Source organism: Comamonas testosteroni (genome assembly GCF_014076415.1).
GTDB classification, from domain to species: domain Bacteria; phylum Pseudomonadota; class Gammaproteobacteria; order Burkholderiales; family Burkholderiaceae_C; genus Comamonas; species Comamonas testosteroni_F.
The window spans coordinates 3,735,192-3,759,868 of record NZ_CP043568.1 but is presented as its reverse complement, the minus strand read 5'-3'; the positions used below and the strand labels follow the sequence as shown (position 1 = coordinate 3,759,868).

The following is a 24,677-nucleotide window of genomic DNA, read 5'->3' as shown; positions in this document are numbered from 1 at the left end:
TTTTTCTCGATTATTGGGTGTTGAAGCGCGCAACGGCCTCCAGCAAAAACGCATCGGCTGCTTGCACCGTTTCGGCGCGCAATGGCTTGGCCTGCGGCGCATATTGTTCGGCCAGGGCCAGCTCGGTCTGCAGAAACTCCTGTATGCGAGGCCAGGGGGCGCTGGTGGCCGCTTCACCGGCGCGCATCTTGACCGTCAGCAAGGCATTGAGTTCGCTCAGCAGTTCGGCATCATGCAGCAGCGCCGTCGCCAGCTCGGCAAAGCGCATGGGCGGCACGCCGCCGATCTCGCGTATCCAGCGTGCGGCTAGCAACGGGCGCAGCGCGTAAAAGTATTTTTTGTACTTCACGACCTCGCTTTTCGGGCGCAAGTGGCTCTTCATGGTCTTGCGCGCCATGGACAGATAGTGGTGGTAGCCGCGCACTGGCGAAAAGCTCTGCAGCGCCAGCTCGTGCAGGCGCTTGACCCAGGCGGTCTCGCTGCAATAGACCACGGGCGAGCGCAGCCACTCCAGCAGCACCGGATTGGAAGCCTGCATCAGCTGCAGCGTCTTGCGCAGTTCCCAGCCGCTCACGTCCAGCTCGGCGCTCACAGGAAGCTCGATCACATCGCGGCCCGCGCGGGTGCGCAAATACCAGGGCAGGCGTGGCACATAGACAAAGCGCACGTCATAGTCGCTGTCGGGCGAAGCAAAGCCCCAGCCACGGCTGCCTGATTCGCAGGCAAACAGCACCTTTACATCGTGTTCGCGTTCGAGTGCCTTGAGCTGGGCTTGCACGGCACTGCGCATGGCATCGGATATCGGGTGTGCGCTCAGCACGCTCTCTTGGGGTTTGAATTCTTGTTCAACGGTTTGCATGATGGTTCTCGTTCTTCTACAGGCAGCGAGAACCCATGCTCCCGCTGCATTTGCTAGCCCTTGACGCAGATCACCTGCTTGAGGGTATGGAGCACTTCCACCAGGTCCTTCTGGGCGGCCATGACGGCGTCAATGTCCTTGTAGGCCATGGGGATCTCGTCGATCACGCCCTCGTCCTTGCGGCATTCCACGCCTTCGGTGGCTTTGATCTGGTCAGCCACCGAGTACAGCTTTTTGGCCTTGGTGCGGCTCATTACGCGGCCCGCGCCGTGGCTGCAGCTTTCAAAGCTCTCGGGGTTGCCCAGGCCGCGCACGATATAGCTGCGCGCGCCCATGCTGCCGGGGATGATGCCCATTTCGCCGCGCTTGGCGCTCACGGCGCCCTTGCGGGTGACGAACACATCCTCGCCAAAGTGATGTTCCTTCTGCACATAGTTGTGGTGGCAGTTCACGGCCTCCACATGGGACTCGAAAGGCCTGGTAATCACCTGGCGCACGGTGGCGATCAGGTTGGCCATCATCACTTCGCGGTTGCTCATGGCGAACTTCTGGGCCCAGGACACGGCGCGCACATAGTCGCCAAAGTAGCGGGCTCCTTCTTCAAGGTAGGCCAGGTCCCGGTCGGGCAGATTGCGCTGGTGCAGCTCGGCATCCTTCTTGGCCAGCTCGATGAAATGGTTGCCGATGGCATTGCCCACGCCGCGCGAGCCCGAGTGCAGCATGAACCAGACAAAGCCGACTTCGTCCAGGCACACTTCCACAAAGTGATTGCCGCTACCCAGGGTTCCCAGGTGCTTGCGGTTATTGGTCTTTTCCAGGCGAGGGTGCAGCTCGCATAGTGCGTCGAATTCGTCCACCAGCGTGGCCCATTTCTGGTCCACCAGATCGGGAGGGTTCTCCCAGGCGCCAGGGTCACGGCCACGGCTTTTGGGCGCCGATCCATGGGGCACGGCCTTTTCAATGGCCGAGCGCAGCGTGGCCAGGCTGTCGGGCAGGTCTTCGGCCCGCAGCGTGGTCCTGGCGGCCATCATGCCGCAGCCGATGTCCACCCCGACGGCCGCAGGGATGATGGCCTTGACGGTGGGAATCACCGAGCCGATGGTGGCACCAATGCCCAGGTGCACATCGGGCATGGCGGCGATATGTTTGAAGACAATGGGCAGGCGCGCGGCGTTGGCCAGTTGCTGCTGGGCCTCGGATTCCACGGGCACGCCCTTGGTCCACATCTTGACGGGCACGCCGCCAGCGATTTCCAGCAGTTGGTAATTCTGTTCGGACATCTTGATTTCCTTTAGAACTTGCGCAAACTGGAAGGCAACAGCGGACTGCCGACTGAGGCAGTCGTCTTGCCTGAACCCGTTTTGCGTAAGTCGTTTCCTTGTTGTTCCTGTCATGGATGACTGCCCTGCAGCGACAAGGGGTGGTGAAACATCGTGCTCTACCAGTCTGAGCTACAACAGCTTTGCAACTGCTGGCGGGATTCGAACCCGCGACCACGAGATTAAAAGTCTGTAGTTCCACCGGCATTCGCTACAAGGCAGCCAAACCGATAATTCATTTGGACTCACGCTTGCGCAAGTCGTGTTCAAAAAAGGCGGCGCGACCAGAGAAGCAAGACATAGCCGTGACCGGTTTCCCGGCTTGGGAATCGAACCCGTGGCAACCGATGTAGTCCTGCTGGCATTCGCGCCAAACTCAAACCATGGTGATGAATGTCTTGCTGCGACAAGGGTTGGGTGAAACATAACCCGTGCTGTACCTTTGGCTACCGCTCGTTGATCTTTCGATCCTACGAGGCGGGCAGGAATCGAACCTGCAATCCGGGCACCCATGTAGTTCCACCGGCATTCGCAGCCAGTCATTCAAACCGTTCAACTTCATTCAGGACATCTGCGGCGGGCGACAAGGGGTTGGTGAGACGGGACAGTTTGGATATGTAGTCCCACCAGCATTCGCCAACAACAGATGATCACTTCAACTCCGAGTTGCTAACACGGACCTTGATACGTCGTTGCTCAGCCTTGTCGTACTTTTGTACTGCCTGCGGCTACGCGCCTCGTCTCAAACGCAAACCTTCGGTTTGCTGGGCCGTGCTTTCAACTCTCACTGGGACTCGAGAGCGATCTTCTCGATCTCGCCCACCCAGTGTTCCGCGCCAAGCCTGCCTTCGGCAAAACTTGCCACCACATCGAATACCGCATCGCTGAAGCCGCCGACATTCAGAATGTCGTCGCGCTCCATGGCCTGCGTCGTGCCATAGGGCTGGATGTCTATGCAGACCAGCCGGGCATTGGGGCTGTGCTGCTTGATGCGCTCCCACTGCTGCATGGTTTCGGTGGCACCGCAGCGCACACCATCGACCCATGACTCGTTGTCCGAGACCATGATCACCACATCCACCCGTGCCTTTTCATCGGCCAGCTGCTTCAGTGGTGCACTGCAGTTGGTGCCGCCGCCGCCGATCTTTGCCAGCTTGCTCGCATTGGTCATCACCGAGTCGCGGCCGTTGAGTTCCAGCTTCACCACCTTCTGCTCGAAGGGCAGCACGCGTGCCGTCCTGTTCTTGCGCAGCACGGCGGCGGCCATCAGGCCGGCCACATCGATGCAGCGCACCGCCGTGGTGGCTCCGGCGCGATAACCCGTCACAGGGCTGTGCATGGAGCCCGATACATCGGGGCAGACCACTACCGCTCCTGCAAAGCAGGGCACATTGGCAATGGCATGCTCCATGGCGTCCTGCAGCGCATCGCGCACCTGGGCCGGTACCTTCTCACCGGCAGCCTGGTAGGCCGACAGCAGCTGATAGGGCATGGCACGGGCCCTGGCCACGGCGTCGGCATCTCCCAGCTTGCGGGCGATCAGTGCCGTCATCCCCTTGATCTCGAACACGCCATGGCGTGCAAAGGTGTTCAGGTTCTGGCGCACCATCTGCCATGAGCCGCTGTGGGCGATCTGCGCCCATTGCTGGGCGTTCAGCTCGAGTGCGGTCAGCATCTGAAACGGCACATCAGGCAGCTCGGCACTCAACAGGCCCTGGGCCACATCGCGCTTGAAGCGCTCGAAAGCCTGGGTGATGGGCGGCAGCTGCGCTTCATCAAACGGTTTGCCGATCAACCAGGCAAACCATGCGGAACGCCAGGCCTCCTGAGGCTTGGGGTGCACCATCTTCACCACATCGGCCAGCGAAGGCTGCTGGCCCACGGCAGCGCTGAGCAGCTGCTTCTCGCTCGCATTGAGCAGCCAGTTCTGCACCAGCTTCTTGGGTGCCGAGCCCAGGGACTTGCGACCCATGGCGCCGCTGCGCACGATCTGCACAAAGTTGCGCAGCATCTTGCCGTTGTCGATCACGCGGCCAAACACCTGGCTCAGCAGCGCGGTATCCCAGACAGCCAGCGCGGCAGCCAGGGTGGCTGGCATGTCCTTCATATAGCCGCGTTGGCGGGCATAGACGGCCGTCTGGGCTGCAAAGCGCGTGTCCACTTCCAGTACCAGATTGCCCAGCTGCTCCAGCTGATCCTGGTCGCCTGCATAGAAAGTCTGGCTCAGGCAGCCGGTCACGGCCATCTGGGCCAACTGGTGGCGGGGGCTCAAGGCATAGGCTGCGGCGCCTTCCCGATTGACCGTGTTGGCGGCTGCAGTCAGTGCACCGCGGCTGGTTTGAAACAATTGCGTGTTGACCATTCTTCTTCTCCTGTTTGCATTCAACTTGCAGATGCTTTGGTTATTGCAAGCGGTGTGCCAACTTCTCGAAGGTGGAGTGGTTAATTTTCAAGTCATTGAATTAATTGGATAAATTTCATTTCAATTACTTTGGGTGGCAGATGCGTTGGAAGAAGAATTGAAAGATTATTAGAATTAAAGATAGATATTTATCTGGAAAGATATGTCAAAAAAGAACGTGGTGATTGGTTTCATGGGCACTCAGCTCGATTCGGGGCAAGGGGCAGGGCGCTGGAGCAAGTGGCGGCCTACGGTGTCGCTGATGCAGCATGAAGACCAGGTGATAGACCGGCTGGAGCTGCTGTACTCCAGCCGCTACGACAAGCTGGCGCAGACCCTGGTGCAGGACATTGCCAATGTCTCGCCCGAAACCCGGGTCAATCTGGTGGACTCCGATGTTCAGGACCCCTGGGACTTTGGCGAGATGTATGCCGCGCTTTACGACTGGGCGCGTAATTACCGCTTTGATACCGAGCGCGAGAATTACTGGGTACACATCACCACGGGCACCCATGTGGCGCAGATTTGCATGTTCCTGATGGTGGAGTCGCGCCAGATACCGGGAGTGCTGCTGCAGACCTCGCCACCGCGCAAGCAGCAGGCGGGCTCGCCGGGCAGCATGATCCTGATCGATCTGGACCTCACGCGCTACGAAGCTCTGGCACAGCGCTTCCATCAGGCCCAGACCGAGGCGCTGGACTTCCTCAAGAACGGCATTGCCACGCGCAACCCGCAGTTCAACCAGTTGATTGAAGAGATAGAGCGCGTGGCGATTCGCTCGCGTGCACCGATTCTTTTCACCGGGCCCACAGGTGCGGGCAAGTCGCATCTGGCGCGGCGCATCTTCGAGCTCAAGAAATCGCGCCACCAGGTGGCTGGCGATTTTGTCGAGGTCAACTGCGCAACCTTGCGTGGCGACGGCGCGGCCTCCACCTTGTTTGGCCACAGAAAGGGAGCGTTCACCGGGGCGGCGGCAGACCGTGCCGGCCTGCTGCGCACCGCGCATGAAGGCGTGCTGTTTCTCGACGAGATCGGCGAGCTCGGTCTGGACGAGCAGGCCATGCTGCTCAAGGCCGTGGAGGAAAAGCGCTTTTTCCCCATGGGCAGCGACAAGGAGGTCAGCAGCGACTTTCAGCTCATAGCTGGCACTCACCGTGACCTGCGCGTCGATGTGGCCGAGGGGCGCTTTCGCGAAGACCTGTTTGCGCGTATCAATCTCTGGTCCTATACCTTGCCGGGCCTGGCACAGCGCCCCGAGGATCTGGAGCCCAATATCGACCACCTGCTGCTGCGGGCCGTGGCCGAGACCGGCAGCTCCGTGCGCTTCAACGCCGAGGCCAGGGCGCTGTATCTGCAGTTTGCCAAGTCTGCCCAGGCTCCCTGGAGCGGCAACTTCCGCGACCTTGCGGCCAGCATCACGCGGCTGGCCACGCTGGCCGACAGCGGTCGCATCACGACCAGGCAGGTGGAGGCCGAGATCAAGCGCCTGGACTGGCTGTGGCAGCATGCGCATAGCCATGTCCTGCCCAAGGCCGAGGTGGATCTGGGCGACTATCTGTCCGAAGACGCCATCGCCCAGATCGATCTGTTTGACCGCTTGCAACTGCAGTCCGTCATCACTGTCTGCCGCGCATCGACCACGCTGTCCGATGCAGGTCGCAAACTGTTTGACCAGTCGCGCCAGCAAAAAGCCGTGGTCAACGATGCAGACCGGCTGCGCAAATTTCTGCACAAATTTGGTTTGAATTGGGAGCAGCTCAAACAATCATTTTGATAGCTGCTTGCGCTTTATTAATAAGGGATAAGGGCCAAAAAGGCTTTAAGCTGATGAGGCTGAGCCGCAAGCTGTGCCGGTTCGCAGGCATACTTCAGGCCCATGGCTCATACCTTCTTCTGGCACGACTACGAAACCTTTGGCGCCCAGCCGCGCTATGACCGTCCCGCGCAGTTTGCGGGCATACGCACGGATGACCAGCTCAACGAAATCGGCGAGCCCGTGATGTGGTACTGCCAGCCGGCCAATGACTATCTGCCCGATCCGCAATCCTGCCTGATCACGGGCATCACGCCCCAGCGTGCACTGCAGGAAGGCGTTGCCGAGCACGAGTTTGCAGCGCTGATCGAGGCCGAGCTGGCCCAGGCCGGTACCGTGGGCGTGGGCTACAACACCATTCGATTCGACGACGAGATCACGCGTTTCATGTTCTGGCGCAATCTCACCGACCCTTATGCGCGCGAGTGGCAGAACGGCTGCGGCCGCTGGGATTTGCTGGATGTGGTGCGCATGGTCTATGCGTTGCGCCCCGACGGCATTCAGTGGCCGAACAAGGAAGACGGCACGCCCAGCTTCAAACTCGAGGACCTGGCCCGCGCCAATGGCCTGCTGCACGAGCAGGCCCACGATGCGCTGAGTGATGTGCGCGCCACGATTGCCCTGGCGCGGCTGATCCGCGAAAAGCAGCCGCGCCTGTTTGACTTTGCCTTTGGTCTGCATAAAAAGGACGGCGCTCTGCGTGAGATGGGCCTGCCCGCCACGCAGGAGCACGCGCGCCCCTTCCTGCATGTGACCGGCATGATCAGCCCTGCGCGCGGCTGCCTGGCCGTGATGTGGCCGCTGGCCACCCACCCGACCAACAAGAACGAAGTCATCTGCTGGGATCTGGCGGCCGACCCGACCGAGCTTTCGGGCATCAGCATCGAGGACCTGCGCCTGCGGCTGTTCACGCGTCAGGCCGAACTGCCCGAGGGCGTGACTCGTCTGCCCATCAAGAGCATCCACGTCAACAAGTCGCCCATGGTGGTGGGAAGCCTCAAGACCCTGAGCCCGGCCATGGCCGAAAAATGGGGCGTGGACATGGAACTGGCGATGCAGCATGCGGCGATGGCCCGCGACCTGCCCGACATGAGCGCCCAATGGAAGGCCGTCTTCACGCGCGAGGCGGGTGAGCCGCTGGACGCCGACCAGGATCTGTATGGCGGCTTTGTAGGCAACGAGGACCGCCGCCGTCTGGAGCGCATCAAGCGCCTCTCGCCCCAGGAGCTGGCGCTGGACAAGACCGGCTTTGATGACGCACGCCTGACTGAGCTGGTCTGGCGCTATCGTGCGCGCAACTTCCCGCAGACGCTCGATGCCCGGGAGCAGCAGCGCTGGGAGGAGCACCGCGCAGCCTGCCTGATCGAAGGCCAGGGCGGGGCACGTACGGCCGAGCAGATGTTTGCCATGATCGACAGCCTGTCCGAAACCGCCGACGAGCGCGCCGAGGAGATTCTGGGCGAGCTCTATGACTATGCCGACGCCATGGTGCCCGAGGCCTGATCGACCCATTTCTGCTGCTCATCGTCATCCAGAAAGGCTGCTTCCACTGAATACCGTCAGCAGCCTTTTATCTTTGGCTCTAGCTTAGTGATGATGCGCTCGCAGGCCCTTACAGCTAGGGGTAGGGAGGTCTCGCTTGGGTGCTCGTCTCTGCATTGATTTTTAGCGGCTGAAGCTCTAGTGAGCGGCCAATCCATCGTTGCAGGCGATCAGGAAGCTGGTCACTTGTGGTCGCTTGTTCGGATCTACCAGTCATGTTGCGCACGCTGGCTTGCGCATCATTCAAACTGCCCAAGTGACGCCTCAATGCACCAGAGATGGGGCTCACGTACCAGGCAACCACATACGAGCCCTGAGGTTTTCGAACACCTGGCGTGTGATCGGGTTGACAACATGACTGCGTATATAGAGTTTGTAGACCAGATCGGGAAGGGGAGGCAAACCGTCGCCATTGCTCAGTACACGCAGACCGGGGTCCAACTGCTCAACGCCGCGCGCAGTGATCCCCAGGTCGGCGCGCAGGGCTGCACGTATGCCCACCAGGCTGGTACAAGTATGGCGCGGTGTCCAGCTAATGTCCGCTGCGTCTAGCGCATCGCAGGCCAGGCGGCGAAAAATGCTGGGCCCGCTCGCGAGCACCAGGGGCAGAGGCTTGCTTGGGTCATGCACATAGTTCGCACCACACAGCCAGACCGTGGGGCTGGAGCGCAGTGCAAAGCTTTCGAATGTGGTGTCATCGCGGTTGGAGATGACCATGTCCAGCTCACCCTGCTTGAGCGACTCCATCAGAAACGGGCTGCGTTCCATATGGATGTCGATCAGCATGCCGGGAAATTTCAGTGCGATCTCTTTCAGCACCGGTGGCAGCAGAGTGTCGGCAACATCATGCGGTGCGCCTATGCGCACCAATCCTTCCAGATGCTGATTTCGAAGGCTGCTGAGCGCTTCATCGTGAATCGCCAACATTCGCTGGGCATAACCGAGCAGGCGCTGGCCATGCTCGGTCAAGCGCTTTTGCCGGCCTTGTTTTTCAAACAGCGTGTGGCCCACTTTGTCTTCCAGCCGTTGCATCTGCTGGGTGATGGCCGATTGAGTGCAGCCCAGTTGCACGGCTGCAGCGGCAAAGCTCTGCTGGCGGGCAATGGTCGCCAGCGTGCGTAGTTGGTCTAGATCCAGTGTGTCCATATATAAGTTTTTCTTAAGTATATGGTTGAACTATTGGGATTGTTCGCATTAAAGTCGCTCGCTACATTGGTTGTCATTCAACCAAGGAGCTTGCTTTGACCACGATGACAGAACAACGTAATAGCGCTGTACAGACAGCAATTTCGGCAATGAAGTGCGCAATTGGTAGTGGCCCTGAAACGCGCCAGAGCCTGGAAAAAGTTCTGGCTCAGCTAATAGGTCTGGCCGAGCAAAGCCAGCTTTGGGGAGCCGAGGACTTTCCGCCACCTGAGGGCGATGAGCATCAGGCGCGTTACATGATTGCCGAGGATGCGGATCAGAGCTATGCGCTGTATCTGAACGTCATGCGCCCAGGCAAGCGCATCGTGCCGCACAACCACACGACCTGGGCCTGCATTGCGGCTGTGCAAGGCACGGAGCACAACCGGGTTTACGAGCGAACCGACGATGGCTCGGTGCCAGGCAAGGGCACGCTCAGGGAGGTCGACCTGGTCATCGTCCAGCCCGGAACGGGGATTGCGTTGATGGCGGAAGACATCCACTCTGTGGAAATCCAAGGTGAGCAGGTGATCCGTCATCTGCACATGTATGGCCGCGCACTGGAGACACTGAATGGCCGAACCGGCTACGACCTGCAGGCCGGGACATGCCAAACCATGTCGATTGGCGTGCAGACAAGGCGCTGATGCGCTGCTGATCAGCCAAGCCTGATTCCTTTTTGCTTTGTAGTGCACTTTGATGTGCGCGGGCGCAGCTTTGCCTGAAATTTGCCAAATCACGTGTTATGACTCAATTTGTCACCGCTTCCCAACTCAAGTCCTGGCTACATGATGGCCAGGAAATCGCCGTGCTGGATGTGCGCGAGCATGGCCAGTATGGCGAGTCGCATTTGTTCTACGGCACCCCGCTGCCCTATAGCCGCCTTGAAATCGATGTGCCGCGACTGGTGCCGCGCAAGCCGGTGCGTGTGGTGGTGTATGACAGCGGCGAGGCCGACACGAAAAACGTGGCTTTGCGGGCGGCGCAGCGCCTGCAGGCTTTGGGCTATACCGATGTCCATGTGTTGGAAGGCGGTACCAAGGCATGGAAAGCTGCAGGCTATGTGCTGTTTGCAGGAGTGAACCTGCCTTCCAAAACCTTTGGAGAGCTGGTGGAGCATGCTTATGGCACGCCACGCATCACGGCCCAGCAGCTGGCGGCCAAGCAGGCTTCGGGCGAACCGCTGGTGGTGCTGGATGGTCGGCCGGTGTCCGAGTTCCACAAGATGAACATACCTGGCGCCATATGCTGCCCCAATGGCGAGCTGGCCTATCGCATCCGCTCGCTGGTTCCTGATGACAGCACACCTGTTGTCATCAACTGTGCCGGGCGCACGCGCTCCATCCTGGGTGCGCAGACGCTGATCAACCTGGGAATCTCCAACCCCGTATACGCTCTGGAGAACGGTACGCAAGGCTGGTTTCTGAACGACCTATCACTGGAGCATGGCGGCAGAAGCCGTTATGCCGACGACTCGGGCAGCGGCGCATTGCAATCTCAGGCGCAGCAGCTGGCACAGCGCTTTGACGTGCCTTGGGTCACTGCCCAGACGGTCAGCCAATGGGCTGCGGACAACGAACGCAGCCTGTTTCTATGCGATGTGCGTACACCTGAGGAATTCGCCGCCGGCAGCCTGCCTGGCGCCCAGCACACACCGGGTGGTCAACTGGTGCAGGCAGGCGACCAATTCATCGGCGTGCGCGGTGCACGGCTGGTGCTTTTTGATAGCGACGGCGTGCGCGCTGCCGTGATCGCCAGCTGGCTGCGCCAGATGGGACAGGACGCCTGCGTGCTCATCGATGGCGTGCACAGCGGCCTGGAGTTAGCCAGCTCTTCAGAAACTGTCAGGCCGCAACTGCACCGGATGACGGTTGCCGAGCTGCAAGCCCGTATTGAACGCGATGAGGTGCTGTTGGTCGACCTGCGGGCCAGCATGAAATACCGGGCTGCCCATATTCCTGGGGCAGTCTGGTCGATTCGATCGCGACTGGCCCAGAACTTGCGTGATGAGAAACGCAGCATCGTGCTGGTGTCTGATGAGCCGGCTTTGGCGCAATGGGCATCGCTGGAGTTGCCGGAGTCGGTAAGCCTGCTGCAAGAGGGCATGGCTGCGTGGCAGCAAGCTGGCTTGCCGGTGGTGGCCAGTGCCGATACCCCAGCGAATCACGATTGCATTGATTACCTGTTCTTCGTGCATGACCGCCACGACGGCAACAAGGAGGCCGCTCGTCAGTACCTGGCTTGGGAAACCGGGCTGGTGCAGCAACTCGATGCACAAGAGCTCGCAGCATTTCAGCTGCCTAGCTCTGAATCCCCCCACTCCTGCGCCGCCTGACCGCGCAATTCGTTTCGCACTTTCCGGGAGAAACCATGCTTGCTATCCGTTCTCTGGCTACCGTTTTCATGGGCGTTGTGCTTGCTGCGCAGGGGCATGCGCAAACCTTGCCGCAGCGCAATGGCTTTCCCAGCCAGCCCATTCGCTTTGTCTCGCCTTTCCCTCCGGGGGGCGGCAACGATGCAACCACGCGCTGGGTTACTACACGCTTGTCAGAGTTCACTGGGCAGCCGGCCGTCGTAGAAAACAAGGGCGGGGCGGGCGGCAACATTGGCGCCAAGGCGGTGACCGAGGCCAGGGCCGACGGATACACCTTGTTGACGGGGCAGGTCTCGCTGATGGCGGTCAACCCCTCTCTGTACAGCGCACCAGGCTTTGATCCACTCAAAAACTTCATTCCTGTCACACAGGTCAATGCGGCACCGCTTGCCATCGTGGTCGCAGCTGGATCGAAACTCAAAAGTTTTGCCGATCTGGCGGCCCAGTCCAAGGCTGAGCCCGGCAAGGTCACTTATGCCACGCCCGGCAACGGTACCTTGTCGCATTTGGTCGGTGTGGTGCTGGCCAAGGAAAGCGGCGTGACCATGACCCATGTGCCTTACAAGGGCGCCGGCCCGGCCATCAATGATTTGCTGGGTCATCAGGTGGATGTGTTGATCACCTCGACCTCATCGGTTGCCGGCATGATTCAAGGCGGTCAGGTGCGCGCACTGGCCGTCACCAGTCCACGTCGGGTTGGTGTTTTCGGCAAGGTGCCCACGTTGGAGGAGCTGGGTTATAAAAACTCCACGTTTGAAGACTGGTACGGCTTTTTTGCCCCGGCCGGGACTCCGCCCGAGCGTGTTGCCTATCTGAACGAGGCCATTGTCAAGACGCTGCGCAAGCCCGAAGTCAGCAAGCTGGTCACCGATGGCGGCAGTGAAGTGGTGGCGAGCACCCCCGAGGCCTTTGCTGCCCAGCTCAATAGCGACACCAAGCGCTGGAGCCATGTGGTCAAACTGTCCGGTGCAAAGTTGGACTGATCCGGATTTCAGGACATCATCATGACGAGCAAAGATCAGCAAGCGTCGACTCCTGGCTTGGGAACGCGCCTGACTCACATGGGAATGTCTCCCGCTTATGTGGGTGGCAGTGCTGTCAATCCAGCCATTGTGCGAGCCAGCACTGTAGTGTTTGAAAGCACTGCCCAGCAACGAGAGATGCGTGCTCGGCGTGGTCAGGAGCGCATTTTCAGTTACGGCGCGCGCGGCACGCCGACCAGCTTTGCTTTGGAAGATGCGGTCAGCGAGCTGGAGGGCGCCTATCGCACGCGGCTCTTGCCCACCGGGCTGGCAGCCGTAAGCATGGCTTTGCTCAGCTATCTGAAGCCGGGCGACCACGTGCTCATCACCGACAGTGCTTATCAGCCGGTGCGGCATCTGACGCAGCAGTTTCTGCAACCCTACGGTATTGAATACAGCTTCTTTGCGGCAGACGGCAGCGATGCTGCCGCCAAAATGCGCCCCAATACCCGCATGCTGTATGCCGAATGTCCGGGTTCGCTCGTCTATGAAATGTGCGATCTGCCGGCACTGGCTGCCATGGCCCACGCGCAGGGGGCGCTGGTCGCAGTCGACAATACCTGGGGCTCAGGCGTGCAGTACCGGCCTCTGACGCTGGGGGCCGACATCTCCATTATGGCTGCCACCAAATATCTGTCAGGGCATTCGGATGTCATGATGGGTACGGTCGCCACTACACAAGCTGTCTGGGAGCCACTGGCTGAGCGCTGCGATTCTTTTGGCATGACGGTCAGTCCCGACGATGCGTGGCTGGTGCTGCGAGGCTTGCGCACCTTATCCGCGCGGCTACGCATGCATGGGGAGCATGCCCTGGCCGTGACGCGCTGGCTTGAGCAGCACCCACTTGTGCAGACAGTCTTTTGTCCTGCACTTCCTGGTCATGAGGGACATGATCTATGGCGAAGGGATTGCGCAGGTACAAATGGTCTAATTTCCTTTGAGCTGAAGCCATGCATCACCGCTGAAGGCGTGGATAGTTTCATCGACAATCTGCAACTGTTTGGGCTGGGTGCGTCATGGGGAGGCTATGAAAGCCTGGTAGTTGCAGCACAAATGACGCAGGCTCGCAGCGTCACTGACTGGAGTCAGCGTGGCTCGGTCGTGAGACTGCACATCGGTTTGGAAGACCCGCAGGATTTGATCGCGGATCTAGCACAAGCGTTTGAGAGGTCAGGAATCAATGAGTTGATCAGGAATACTCAAGCGTTTGTTTGAGCCTCGAAGGTGTCTGGGCGACTCAAGGGGTCTGCATGCTGCATGAAGAGCAGGGCGAACGGTGGGATAGCGCTGTCACCGAATAGCAGTTTTTCTGTGTTTGCCAAGATGCCGCAAGGAGCGCCTCTTTCTAGCTAGGCGCGGTCATTTAGATGCAGAGCCTCAGACAGACCGCCTGAAGCGACTTCCAGAACCAGTCGATAGATGTGGGATCGCATCGCTGCAAAATCGCATGGTCTTGAACTTCTTGATGCACTAGGCAGCTAGGGTCTGTTGAGATTTGATTTTTACCTTCCGGGGTGGCGTCACAATCGCGCTGTGATGCGATACGTTTTGACAGATGAACAATGGGCTCGTATGAGCCCATTGTGTTTAGGGAAGATTGGGGATCGAGGACGCAGTGGCTCCAACAATCGACTGTTCTTGGAAGCAGTGCTTTGGGTTGCGCGTACAGGTAGCCCTTGGCGAGATCTGCCGCCTGAATTTGGCAAGTGGAACACCGTCTTCAAACGGTTTCGCGACTGGGTCAAAGCTGATGTCTTTCAAAAGCTGTTTGACGCGGTCAGCGATCAACCGGACATGGAATACGTGATGGTGGATGCAACGATTGTGCGAGTGCACAGGCATGGACAGGGTGCAAAAGGGGGTCTGCGAGCCAGGCCATAGGTCGCAGTCGAGGTGGTTTGACCACCAAGATATTGGCGCTGACGGATGCCCTTGGAAACTTGATCCGATTTGTGTTGCTGCCAGGCCAACGGCATGATCTTCAAGGTGTAGAACAGCTGCTCGAAGGCATAGACCTGCGGACATTGCTGGCCGACAAAGCGTTTGACGCAGACTGGCTGAAGCAACACTTGCTGGCACAGGGTTGCCAAGTGGTGATTGCACAAAAGGCCAATCGTCGAGCGCCCTTGCAGATTGATATAGAGGTCTACAAGTGGCGGCACTTGATCGAGAACTTCTTTTGCAAGCTCAAGGAGTTCAAGCGCATTGCAATGCGCAGCGACAAGACAGACAGCAGCTTCGCTGCTGTCATCACGCTGGCATCGGCTGTGATCAATTCACGTTAAATCTCAACACGTCCTAGTCTTGCCGCCGACCCCATTAATAAAAACCAGCTGATGCAATGAATCAGCTGGTTTTTATTAATGGGGGGGCTATAGGTCAGTCGCAGCCGCTATGACGTCCGGTCTGCCTTATGTGTGGCTAGGCGCGATGACGCTGGCTCACTGTGGCGGTGCCAGCCGGTTCCGGTTGGATCAGCGTTTGGGCAGGATGTCCAGCTCTGCTGCGGTGGGCAGGAAGCTGCCGTTCCATACGGCGTTGGCCGGCACCGGGTTCTTGGTGGCATAGGCCTTGGCGACCTGCTCGGCCATCCTGGCCAGACGCTCGGTGCGCAACTGGCCAAAGCCTTCTTCGCGCGCGCCCTTGCTGTCGATGGCGGTTTCGATCGTCAGCTTCAGGCGTTTGACCTCCTGCGGCACGTTGACCAGTCCATCCTTGGCTTTCATGGACGCAATGGCAGCTTCGGGATTGGCAATCCCTTCCCTGGCGCCCCGCGCAAAGGCCTTGAGGAAGGCGCGTACGGCTTCCGGCTTTTCCGCAATCAGCCTGGGGCTGGCGATGATTACATTGCCATAGAGCTGAACACCGTGCGTGGCGTAGGGCAGCACCACCACATCCTCGCGCTTGATGCCGCGGGCCTCCAGATTGAGCAGGCTGGTGAAGGTGTAGCCGGTGACGGCATCCAGATCGCCACGCGCCAGCATGGTTTCGCGCAGTTGCGGCTCCATGGTGCTCCATTGCACCTCGCCCACGCCATTGGCCTGGGCGAAGATAGGGAAGGTGCGGCGGCCGGCGTCAAAGATGGGGGCTCCCATTTTCTTGCCCGTCAGGTCGGCAGCCTTGGTGATGCCCGACTTCTTGAGCGCCATCACTGAGGCCGGCGTGGTGTTGTAGATCACCATGACGGCCACGGGCTTGATGGGCGCGTCGGGGTTGTTGGCGTGAAATTCCATCAGCGCGGCGAGGTCGGCAAAGCCCAGATCATGGGTGCCTGAGGCCACGCGCTGGATGGCGCCTGCGCCGCTGGCGGCCTCCACATTCACATCCAGACCGGCCTGTTTGAAATAGCCTTTTTGCTCGGGGTGGACAAACAGGGCTGCAGGTCCTTCGAAGCGCCAGTCCAGCTGGAACTTGAGCGGCGTGTCTGCCGCCTGGGCAGCGCCCCAGCTCAGAGCTGCAGCAGCCGTGGCGGCCTGAAGAAAGGTTCGTTTGCGCATATGACTCCTTGGTTTATCGATGGCGAAGGGACTGCTGCCTGTGCGCAAGATCGATGCCAATGTGTATACAAAGCGTGAACCGCTGGAGAGGGCACTGCGACGGTGCGTGCCGGACCTGCATGTCCGGCTCTGGTGCATGGGGCGCCTGCGATGGTGCGTGGCCGTGCGCAGATCAAGCGCGGGTCAGCTGGCAGGCGCCCGGCATGAATATTGCGGTCCTTTGCAGTTTCAGGGCTGCTGCTGATTGCGCAGCCTGCTATCGAATCCATACCAGATCCGCCGCCAGGGCGAGAGCGGCCGCAAAGGCCGGGAGAGACTGCAATGACCGAAATTGATTTTGCGCAACTGGACACCTATGCCCGCTACAAGCTGATGGCCAGCCTGATCGTGCCGCGCCCGATCGCACTCGTGACTACGCTGGGAGTCGATGGCACGGTGAACGCGGCGCCTTTTAGCATGTTCAACATGATGGGCGAGGACCCGCCGGTGGTCATGCTCAGCATCAACAAGCGCCAGGATATGGCGCAGAAGGACACGGCCACCAATATCCTGCGCACGGGCGAGTTCGTGGTGCACATCACCGACGAGGCGATGTCCGCCGCCATGCACCGCTGCGGCGACAGCCTGCCGCCCGAGCACAGCGAGTTGCAGCACACAGGCTTAATAGCGACCCCGTCCCAGAGCGTGCAGCCGCCGCGCATTGCCCAGGCGCCGGTGGCCTTTGAATGCGTGTTGCACGAGACGCTGGAGACCGAGAGCCGTTATGTCTTCATCGGCCGCGTCCAATGGCTGGCCGTGCGCGAAGGGCTGGTGGACACCGAGAAATGGCGGGTGCGTCTTCAGGAGTTCTTCCCCGTGGGACGTTTCGGGGCGAGCTTCTACGTCAACTGCCGCGACCGCTTTGCCGTCGAAGCCGATGAGGGCCGGGCACCCGCGTTGAGCGCCACGGCCAGCACGGTCATTGACGAGATGTAGGCCTGCTCAGGTGACCCGCTGCAGATTGCTGCGGGCCTTGGCCTCCAGCCGTTGCCGAAAGTGCGGCGTGGCATAGATGAAGGCCTGGTCCAGAAAGCCGCGCAGCACCTGCTTGCGTTTGAAGCCATAGAGCAGACGCGGCACCCAGGCATATTCGGCGGCGACCTGGCGGTCGTATTCGGCAAAGCGTACGGGGTCGGCGCCCAGAATTGCCAGATCGATATCGACCAGCAACCTGGCATCGGCCTGCGTGGGTGTGACGGTATGGCAGGTGGCCATGATCAGCTCATGCACCCGGCGCCAGCAGGCTTCGGACGCGCCACTGCCCTGCAGTGCCTGTGCCGCCCAGTCGGCGCTGCGCAGCTCGTTGTCGCTGGCCTTGATGTCGTAGACGGCATCGTGAAACCAGAGTGCCACAGCCACTTCGCCGGGCCGCTGCGCCTGTGCCCAGACGCAGTCGAGTTGGCCCAGGCATTCGGCCAGATGCTGCCGGGTGTGATAGTGGCGCTGGGGTTCGGCCCAGGCTGCGAGCAGGCGTTGCAGCAGATCTGCGGGGGGCGTCAGGCCCAGGGCCTGCCATGTGCGCTGCCAGGAGGCTTGGAACAGGGAAGTTGCAGTGTCCATGGCTTTGCTCTCTCTGAATGATTTGATACAAAACGGCTTGCAACGACCGCCAGTTCTGAGATTTATCCAAAAAATTGATAGCAAACCACGATGGCAGCGACTACGCCTGCCAGCTCGGCCACCAGCGCGCAGGGAACGGCATGGCGTGCGCGCTGAATGCCCACTGCTCCAAAGTACACGGCCAGCACGTAGAACGTGGTTTCGGTGCTGCCCTGAATCGTGGCTGCAGCCAGAGCCGCAAAACTGTCCACGCCCTGGCTTTGCATGGTCTCGATCAGCATGGCACGCGCCGCGCTGCCGGAAAAGGGCTTGACCAGCGCTGTGGGCAGGGCATCGACGAAGCGGGCATCCATGCCCAGGACGTCCACTGTCCAGCGGATGGCCGACAGCGCATATTCCAGTGCCCCCGAGGCGCGAAACACGCCCACGGCGCAAAGCATGGCGACCAGATAGGGCAGAAGGTTCCTGGCTACATCAAAGCCCTCCTTGGCCCCCTCGATAAAGCTGTCGTACACGGCTACCTTGCGCAGCGCGCCCAGGCCTACGAACAGCACGATCAGCGCAAATAGCGTGAGGTTACCCATGAGCGAGGATAGTTGGGCCAGTGCCGCTGCGCTGAGCGTGGCCAGAAAGGCCATGAAGGCTGCCAGCGCCAGCCCCACGGGCAGCAGATAGGCCAGCACTACGGGACTGAACAGGGGCAGCCGCTGCACGAGTGCGACACTGAACAGGCCCACCAGTGTGGAAGCGGAAGTGGCCAGCAGAATCGGCAGGAAGACCAGCGTCGGATCGGCCGCGCCCTGCTGCATGCGGTACATGAAAATGGTGACCGGCAGCAGCGTCAGCGACGAGGCATTGAGCACGAGAAACAGAATCTGCGCATTGGTCGCGGTGTCGGGCTTCGGGTTCAACTCCTGCAGCGCGCGCATGGCCTTGAGGCCCATGGGCGTGGCCGCGTTGTCCAGCCCCAGGCCGTTGGCGGCAAAGTTCAGCGTGATCAGGCCCAGTGCGGGGTGACCGCGCGGTACCTCGGGCATGAGCTTGGCAAACAGCGGGCCCAGCATTTTTGCCAGCCATTCGACCACGCCCGCCTTTTCTGCGATGCGCAGAAAGCCCAGCCACAGCGTGAGCGTGCCAAACAGCAGCACCATCACTTCGACCGACAGCCTGGCCATGGCAAACAGGGCCTGCACCATGGCCGAGAACACCTGGGCCTGGCCGCCGAGCAGCCATTGCGCGAGCGCCGCCACGGCCGCCACCAAGAAAAAACCGAGCCACAAGGCATTGAGCATAAGAGCGCCTGTTCTGTACTGCTGCCGATTGTGGCGCGAAACCGGAGCTGCAATGGCACACTGTGGCTCCTTGGTTGCCCGGGCGAGTATGGCGGGCCCTCAGATGTTTTGAATCAGACAGGGACAGTGGACGGATGACAGCAAAGCAAGTTCTCTGGGCGCAGCCCTATGGCAAGGGGCTGGCCCTGTTGATGTGTCTGTTCGGTTTTCTTGGCCTGATGAGCGGATGGATGTTGTTGGAGGCCGATTTTTCAGACGGCTGGCGCACTGCCGCCGGGATCCAGTGGGCGCTGGTGCTGCAGGCCATGCTGGCGCTGAACTCGGCCATGTGCTTCACGATGGTGTGGTTGCTGTGGACGCGCAATCGCGCGGCTCTGCTGCTGTGCGTTCTTTACGTGGTGCTCGGCGTGGTCAGCCAGGCTGGCATGTTCTGGTATGTCAGCAGGCTCGGCAGCCAGGTCGATATGCTGTCGCTGGGCCTGTGGCTGGGAGAGGCCATCTTCTGGTTCTGCATTGTGGGCTATCTCAACTGGCTCAAGAGCCGCGACGTGCTGCGCTGATCCGAACTCAAGGCGTTGCCTGCACACGCAGCAGTTGTCCGTTGGATGAATCGGTGAGCAGGTACAGCAGGCCGTCCGGTCCCTGGCGTACATCGCGTACGCGCTGGCCCAGGCGCGGCAGCAGCACTTCGGTGGCGGTGACCTTGCCATCGGCAATCTGCAGGCGCTGCAACTGCATGGCCTTGAGTGCACCCGTGATGAACGAGCCTTTCCAGGCCATGCCATAGCGCTCGCTGCTCAGATAGGCGAGCCCCGAGGTGGCAATGGACGGTACCCAGTAATGACGGGGTTGCTCCATGCCCGCCTTTTCGGTGATGCCGGCACCGATCTTGCCGCCTCCATAGTTCTCGCCATAGGTGATGACGGGCCAGCCGTAGTTCTTGCCCGGCTCGATGCGGTTGAGTTCATCGCCGCCTTGCGGGCCATGTTCCGTCATCCAGAGCTCGTCGCCGGGCCCCAGCGCGGCGCCCTGGCTGTTGCGGTGGCCATAGCTCCAGATCTCGGCCAGCGCATCGGGCCTGCCCGCAAAGGGGTTGTCGCGAGGCACGCTGCCATCCTTGTTGATGCGCACGATCTTGCCCAGATGGGTCTGCAGATTCTGCGCCTCCTGCATGGCCTTGTAGCGCTCTCCGAGCGTCAGAAACAGCGAGCCGTCGGGTTTGCCGTTCACCTTGCGCTCCACGATGCGGCAGCCGAAGTGCAGGGCCGAATCGATCTTGGGGCGCTGGCTGAACAGAATCTGCACGTTTTCCAGGGTGCCGGAGTCGGCTGAAAGTCGGGCTTTGGCCATGGCCGTGCTGTTCTTGCCCCGGTCTGGTCCCTGCCCCGGTTCCGAGAAGCAGAAATAGAGCTGGCGGTTGCTGGCAAAGTCGCTGTCAAGCACCACGTCCAGCAGGCCGCCTTGCCCGGCGACGGCGATGGCAGGAAGGCCTTTGAGAGGGGCGTTGAGCCTGCCCCCTGCCTCCACAATGCGCATGCGGCCAGGGCGTTCCGTTACCAGATAGCGCCCGTCCGGCAAAAAGGCCAGTGCCCAGGGGTGCTCGAGCCCCGTTGCCAAGGTTTGCGTGCCCAGCTCGGCTGCCGCCAGGGCGTGCGAGCCGAGCAGGGCCAGTGCGCAGCAGCTCAGGGCTTGAACGACAATGCGATGCATGTTTTCTCCTCTTCGATGACCGGGCGGCAGCACGCTGTTTGCCTGTGTTTATGACCCGGGCTTGATGCCGTTTGCCGACAAAAGATTGCGCGCAGGTGTATAAATCCGGCTTTTGCTCGCCACAGTTTGGCGAGCGGCCTGTGTGTGCACAACGCAGGCTTGGACCATATTCAACAAGGAACGCAGCCATGGGCGCGCAATGGAAAGCAAAAGGCAAGGCGCTGGTCGCCGATGCCAAGGGTAAGCTGTTTGGCAAGCTGGTCAAGGAAATCATGGTTGCTGCCCGTCTGGGCGGCGGTGATCCTGCAGCCAATTCGCGTCTGCGCATGGCGGTGGAAGCGGCCCGCAAGGCTTCCATGCCCAAGGACACGCTGGATCGCGCCATCAAGAAGGGCGCTGGCGTTGGCGCCGACGCCGTGAACTACTCCAGCGTGCTGTTTGAGGGCTATGCCCCCCATCGCGTGCCCGTGATGGTGGAGTGCCTGACCGACAATCCCAATCGCACGGCTCCGAATATGCGCGTCTGCTTCCGCAAGGGCCAGATGAGCGCCGTGGCCTGGGATTTTGACCATGTGGGCATGATCGAAGGCGAGCCTGAAAACGGCGCCGACGTCGAAATGGCCGCCATCGAAGCTGGCGCCCAGGACTTCGAGCCCGGTGAAGAAGAAGGCACGACGCTGTTCATTACCGATATTGCCGATCTGGATGCCGTGAGCAAGGCTTTGCCCGCGCAAGGCATCAAGGTGCTGTCGGTCAAGCTGGGCTACAAGGCCAAGAACCCCATCAGCATGAGCAGCCTGTCTGCCGAGCAGCAGGAAGAAGTGCAGGAATTCCTGGCCGGTCTGGAAAACGACGACGACGTGCAACATGTCTACGCTGGTCTGGTGGACTGAAGTCATTGCCGTCTGGCAAAGAGAGCGGCCCTGGGCCGCTCTTTTTTTTTGACTTTTCCCTGGCCTGCAGGCAGACAGCGGTTTTCTATACTGCAAGGCTGCTGAACTGCCTTGTGGATTGCCTTCATGTATTTTTTGCCTCGCATCCCCGCGCCTGTTTCACTGACTGCCATTGCGGTGGTCATGCTGCTGTCGGGCCCCGCGCCGCAGGCGGCTGAGCCAGCAAGGCAGGCGGGGGGGAGTGGGCAGGCGGATTCGCCTGCAGAACAGGATTCGCCTTTTTTCAGGCTGCGCCGTGCCGTGGTCGAGGCGGCACAGGCCAGGCGCTGGGACGATGCCACCGCCCAGGCGCGCAAGCTGCTGGACATGACACTGCCACGCGGCAATCCATACGAGCAGCTCGATGCTTCGGGTTTGCTCTACGGCTTGCTCTATCAGCAAGGGCAGTACGCGCAGGCCGTGTTGCAGACTGACCAGATGATGGCTCTGGCCGCAGCCGACGGCTACGACCCGGTCAGTGGGCAGATGCAGGCGCTGATACAGCGCGGTCTGACCGCCGCCATGATGGCCGGTGATCAGGGCGCACTGGCTCGCTATCTGCAGGAGCTCCGGCAGGAGTCCAAGGCTTTTGCGCCGCTGTGGCATTGGAATACGTCAGAGCAGCAGTTGCACTACCAGGCCGCACAGCTCAGCGTGCCGCTGGTGCAGGGGCGCTGGGTACTGGTCCAGCTGGAGCCGACCAGGGATCGCAAGGATGTCGCGAGCCTGGAGTACGTCTATCTGAAACCCGATGGCAGGCGTCTGCGGGTCCGCATGCGGCTCGGCTATGACGATGGTCTGAAAGACATGGACGCTGCAGCCAGGCAGAAGTCGCTGCAGCAGGAGCGCAGCATTTTTGCCAGCGAGCAGACGCCAGAGCCTGGGCTGAGGCTACCGGCCCTGCCGTTCGGCGACGCTGTGCAAAGCCAGCAGGCCAGCCGCGAGAAAAGAGAAGAGGGGAGGCCCGACATCCTGCATCTGGACTGGGGGCTGGTGCGCGGCAACTGGAAACTGAGCCTGCACGCCGAGCAAATGGACAGCGAGCGTGATAGCGCGCTGCAGCAACTGCCCCAGCTGTGGCAGGCCATGCAATGGCCCAAAGCGCCCGAGCTGCCGCCAGAGCTACCGCGCCAGGAGCGCGAGGTGAGTCATGCCTGGCGGGTCGATGACGACTGGCCCAGGGCCGGTCAACTGGCCCGCACGGCCTTGGCCGATGCTCAGTTTCCCGCCGAGCTGGCGCGCCTGAATACGGTGGCAGGCATCTCGGCCTTCAAGGCCGGTCAGCAAGCCGAGGCTGGCCGCTATCTGGATCAGGCTCTGCAGGCCTGGCCCTATGTCAGCCTGTTCAGGCTGGAGTCCGAGCTGGTGGACCAGGCCCAGCAATATGGGGCCGAGCTGGCGGCGCAGCAGGGCCGCGACGCCGACGCAGTGCGACTGATGCGCCAGTACCTGCGCAATGCCGGTGGGCTGCAGAACATCTGGGTGCAGGCCCAGGACCCGAAGGTGGCCGACCTGGAAAATCGCCGCACCGGCATGGTGCTGCCCATGCGTGCGGCAGGCTTTCATCTGCAGGAGCCTAAGGATTCGCAGCGCATGATGTACCGCGATCTGATGACCGGACAGCAACTGGGCCTGACCACGGAGCTGAAGATCCCCGAATCCGACGAAGCGCAGGAAAAGCTGCTGCGTGCAGCGCTGGAAAAGCAGTTCCGCCTGAAGGCGGGGAGCTTGAAAAAGCGCAGCTTTGCTGCACCAACGCGGTCCAGGGACCGCCGGCCTGAAGGCCGCCAATGGACGTTTGAAGTGAGCCCGCAGGAGAGCCGGCCGGGCGCAGCTTCCGTCAAGCACGTCGTCTTCTGGATCGTTGACCAGGGTGCAAGCCGTGCCATCCTGCGCGCCTCGGTGGGAAGCCCGCGCGAGCAAACCCGGGCCGAGCAGCTGGCCCAGGCGCTGAGCTGGTAGCTTTTTAACTATCGATGCTTATTTGATAGCATCTTTCGCAGTCTGGGTAAGGGATTGCTGCTGATTTCTATGAAATTCATCGGCAATCAGCGCCAGCCCCTGCTGGTAGCTGGTAACGGCAAACCCCGGAAATGCCTGCTTGAATTTGCTGGAGTCAAACAGATTGTCGTGGGCATAGCGGGGCAGCAGCTCTTGCAGCTCGGCCACGGGCTTGGAGATCAGGCCGGCTGCGCTCGGTGCCCAGCGGGGCAGCCTGTGATGGCGGGAAGACCGGAAAGAGCGACCAAAGCTCTGGCTGGCCCAGTCGATCAGCAGCTTGTAGCTGGGGCGCTCATCGTCGCATGGCAGATGCCAGGTCTGGCCATAAGCATCGGGCGTGTTGCCCAGCAGGGCCAGAGCCCGGCTGGCATCGGGCGTCCAGATCAGGGTGCGCAGACGGTCGTCCCGCACCGGGGCCAGCGGTGTCTTGCCGGCCTTGAGCCTGTCAATCACCAAGGTGTTGGTAATGCTCTGCGTCTGTGCCGGGCCGTAGAACTCGGGGGCGCGGGCAATCAGCACGGGAATCTTGCCGTGCTCCATCTCGGACAGCACCATCTCGGCCATGGCGGCGCGCACCCGGCCTTTGCGCCCCACAGGGGCGAATGCCGTCTGCTCGGTCTGCAGCTGCGCGTTCTGCGGATACATATAGGTGTTGTCGAAATAGAAAAATGGGGCCCCCGCAGCGCGGCTCCAATTTTTATAATCGGTCTTTGTAATTAAATAACTTCTGTGTCTGCCAATGCCTGAATTGATAAAACAGAAGGTGTTTCAAATACAAAACTTGATAAGTCGTTTGAAAGATTCCCTTTTGTTGAAATCCATTGAGTAATTTCTTTTTCGTCGGTTGAAATATACATTCTCAAAAGTCCTGTTTGTACAAAACTTAAATTTTCACATTGTCTTCTTTCTTTCAATAAAAAGTTGCCTTTTTTAATTGTAGTCAGTTTGAATAATTCGACTATCTTTTTTAAGTCGTCTGCATCAATAACTCCAAATTAAGATTTTATATATTGTTCGAGTTCTGTCATTTTTTGTAAAGTTTCGCAATGTTATCACTAATCGTTTGTGGCTTGCGGACAGGCAATTAATAGAACGGGAATTGTGTCTCCCCTCAACTGCCGCCGGTGCAAT

General features: G+C 60.4%; 20 protein-coding genes and 1 pseudogene. 11 read left to right on the top strand and 10 right to left on the bottom strand.

All coding sequences use genetic code 11. From position 1 onward, the window contains the following. Nucleotides 1-10: 10 nt before the first annotated feature. The 3 genes from F0P97_RS17320 to F0P97_RS17310 form a co-directional block, all read right to left on the bottom strand. On the bottom strand, nucleotides 11-859 hold the full coding sequence (locus F0P97_RS17320) for a nucleotidyltransferase domain-containing protein (protein ID WP_182283279.1): 849 nt from the start codon (nucleotides 857-859) through the stop codon (nucleotides 11-13). A 53-nt stretch (nucleotides 860-912) separates the two neighbouring features. Next, a complete protein-coding gene (locus tag F0P97_RS17315; RefSeq protein WP_182283278.1) occupies nucleotides 913-2,139 on the bottom strand; it encodes an RtcB family protein in 1,227 nt (408 codons plus the stop codon). Between the two features lie 823 nt (nucleotides 2,140-2,962). After that, nucleotides 2,963-4,540, bottom strand: coding sequence for a vWA domain-containing protein (locus tag F0P97_RS17310; protein ID WP_182283277.1), 1,578 nt, complete (start codon nucleotides 4,538-4,540; stop codon nucleotides 2,963-2,965). A 202-nt stretch (nucleotides 4,541-4,742) separates the two neighbouring features. Between F0P97_RS17310 and rtcR the strand changes: the two genes are divergently transcribed. Then, nucleotides 4,743-6,353: an RNA repair transcriptional activator RtcR gene (gene rtcR / locus F0P97_RS17305; protein WP_182283276.1), complete on the top strand. Its 1,611-nt coding sequence runs from the start codon at nucleotides 4,743-4,745 to the stop codon at nucleotides 6,351-6,353. A gap of 102 nt (nucleotides 6,354-6,455) precedes the next feature. Next, nucleotides 6,456-7,895: an exodeoxyribonuclease I gene (gene sbcB, locus F0P97_RS17300; protein ID WP_182283275.1), complete on the top strand. Its 1,440-nt coding sequence runs from the start codon at nucleotides 6,456-6,458 to the stop codon at nucleotides 7,893-7,895. A gap of 324 nt (nucleotides 7,896-8,219) precedes the next feature. On the opposite strand, the gene F0P97_RS17295 is transcribed toward sbcB, so the two are convergent. Next, nucleotides 8,220-9,080, bottom strand: coding sequence for a LysR substrate-binding domain-containing protein (locus tag F0P97_RS17295; RefSeq protein ID WP_182283274.1), 861 nt, complete (start codon nucleotides 9,078-9,080; stop codon nucleotides 8,220-8,222). 95 nt (nucleotides 9,081-9,175) lie between these two features. Here F0P97_RS17295 and F0P97_RS17290 point away from each other — a divergent pair, with 95 nt between their 5' ends. The 5 genes from F0P97_RS17290 to F0P97_RS17270 all read left to right on the top strand — a co-directional run bounded on the left by F0P97_RS17290 (nucleotide 9,176) and on the right by F0P97_RS17270 (nucleotide 14,800). Beyond that, complete coding sequence (locus F0P97_RS17290) at nucleotides 9,176-9,766, top strand: cysteine dioxygenase family protein (protein ID WP_182283273.1); 591 nt, start codon at nucleotides 9,176-9,178, stop codon at nucleotides 9,764-9,766. 98 nt (nucleotides 9,767-9,864) lie between these two features. Then, nucleotides 9,865-11,454 carry a rhodanese-like domain-containing protein gene (locus F0P97_RS17285; protein WP_182283272.1) on the top strand — a complete coding sequence of 530 codons (1,590 nt, stop codon included), beginning with the start codon at nucleotides 9,865-9,867 and terminating at the stop codon, nucleotides 11,452-11,454. Between the two features lie 35 nt (nucleotides 11,455-11,489). Next, on the top strand, nucleotides 11,490-12,476 hold the full coding sequence (locus F0P97_RS17280; RefSeq protein WP_420093891.1) for a Bug family tripartite tricarboxylate transporter substrate binding protein: 987 nt from the start codon (nucleotides 11,490-11,492) through the stop codon (nucleotides 12,474-12,476). Nucleotides 12,477-12,497: 21 nt separating this feature from the next. Continuing rightward, nucleotides 12,498-13,730 (top strand): cystathionine beta-lyase, encoded by a 1,233-nt coding sequence (gene metC / locus F0P97_RS17275; RefSeq protein ID WP_182283271.1) that lies wholly within the window; start codon nucleotides 12,498-12,500, stop codon nucleotides 13,728-13,730. A gap of 321 nt (nucleotides 13,731-14,051) precedes the next feature. Next, nucleotides 14,052-14,800, top strand: a protein-coding gene (locus tag F0P97_RS17270) for an IS5 family transposase (protein WP_420093890.1) whose coding sequence is annotated in 2 segments (ribosomal slippage) — nucleotides 14,052-14,379 and nucleotides 14,379-14,800 — 750 coding nt in all. Because the reading frame shifts where the segments join, the coding sequence is not laid out codon by codon here. Nucleotides 14,801-14,989: 189 nt separating this feature from the next. Here F0P97_RS17270 and F0P97_RS17265 read toward each other — a convergent pair. After that, entirely contained in the window at nucleotides 14,990-16,012 is a 1,023-nt protein-coding gene (locus tag F0P97_RS17265; RefSeq protein ID WP_182283270.1) for an ABC transporter substrate-binding protein, read from the bottom strand. A 321-nt stretch (nucleotides 16,013-16,333) separates the two neighbouring features. On the opposite strand from F0P97_RS17265, the gene F0P97_RS17260 reads away from it, so the two are divergent. Continuing rightward, complete coding sequence (locus F0P97_RS17260; protein WP_182283269.1) at nucleotides 16,334-16,987, top strand: flavin reductase family protein; 654 nt, start codon at nucleotides 16,334-16,336, stop codon at nucleotides 16,985-16,987. A 6-nt stretch (nucleotides 16,988-16,993) separates the two neighbouring features. Here F0P97_RS17260 and F0P97_RS17255 read toward each other — a convergent pair whose 3' ends face one another. Then, nucleotides 16,994-17,611 carry an N-methyl-D-aspartate receptor NMDAR2C subunit gene (locus F0P97_RS17255; protein WP_182283268.1) on the bottom strand — a complete coding sequence of 206 codons (618 nt, stop codon included), beginning with the start codon at nucleotides 17,609-17,611 and terminating at the stop codon, nucleotides 16,994-16,996. A 62-nt stretch (nucleotides 17,612-17,673) separates the two neighbouring features. Then, entirely contained in the window at nucleotides 17,674-18,903 is a 1,230-nt protein-coding gene (locus F0P97_RS17250; protein ID WP_182283267.1) for a nucleoside recognition domain-containing protein, read from the bottom strand. Nucleotides 18,904-19,037: 134 nt separating this feature from the next. On the opposite strand from F0P97_RS17250, the gene F0P97_RS17245 reads away from it, so the two are divergent. After that, the gene (locus F0P97_RS17245; RefSeq protein WP_182283266.1) at nucleotides 19,038-19,463 is read left to right on the top strand and encodes a virulence factor MviN; all 426 of its coding nucleotides are present in this window, start codon (nucleotides 19,038-19,040) and stop codon (nucleotides 19,461-19,463) included. 7 nt (nucleotides 19,464-19,470) lie between these two features. On the opposite strand, the gene F0P97_RS17240 is transcribed toward F0P97_RS17245, so the two are convergent. Further along, nucleotides 19,471-20,613: a PQQ-dependent sugar dehydrogenase gene (locus tag F0P97_RS17240; protein ID WP_182283265.1), complete on the bottom strand. Its 1,143-nt coding sequence runs from the start codon at nucleotides 20,611-20,613 to the stop codon at nucleotides 19,471-19,473. A gap of 188 nt (nucleotides 20,614-20,801) precedes the next feature. Between F0P97_RS17240 and F0P97_RS17235 the strand changes: the two genes are divergently transcribed. Both F0P97_RS17235 and F0P97_RS17230 read left to right on the top strand, forming a co-directional pair. Then, nucleotides 20,802-21,506, top strand: a complete 705-nt coding sequence (locus tag F0P97_RS17235) for a YebC/PmpR family DNA-binding transcriptional regulator (protein ID WP_003062751.1) — start codon at nucleotides 20,802-20,804, stop codon at nucleotides 21,504-21,506. 126 nt (nucleotides 21,507-21,632) lie between these two features. Next, nucleotides 21,633-23,507, top strand: coding sequence for a hypothetical protein (locus F0P97_RS17230; protein WP_182283264.1), 1,875 nt, complete (start codon nucleotides 21,633-21,635; stop codon nucleotides 23,505-23,507). 18 nt (nucleotides 23,508-23,525) lie between these two features. Here F0P97_RS17230 and F0P97_RS17225 read toward each other — a convergent pair. Then, nucleotides 23,526-24,236: pseudogene (locus tag F0P97_RS17225) on the bottom strand (NAD-dependent epimerase/dehydratase family protein); the annotation flags it as partial. Between the two features lie 26 nt (nucleotides 24,237-24,262). Then, a complete protein-coding gene (locus tag F0P97_RS17220; RefSeq protein WP_269780134.1) occupies nucleotides 24,263-24,481 on the bottom strand; it encodes a cyclic nucleotide-binding domain-containing protein in 219 nt (72 codons plus the stop codon). Nucleotides 24,482-24,677 lie beyond the last annotated feature (196 nt).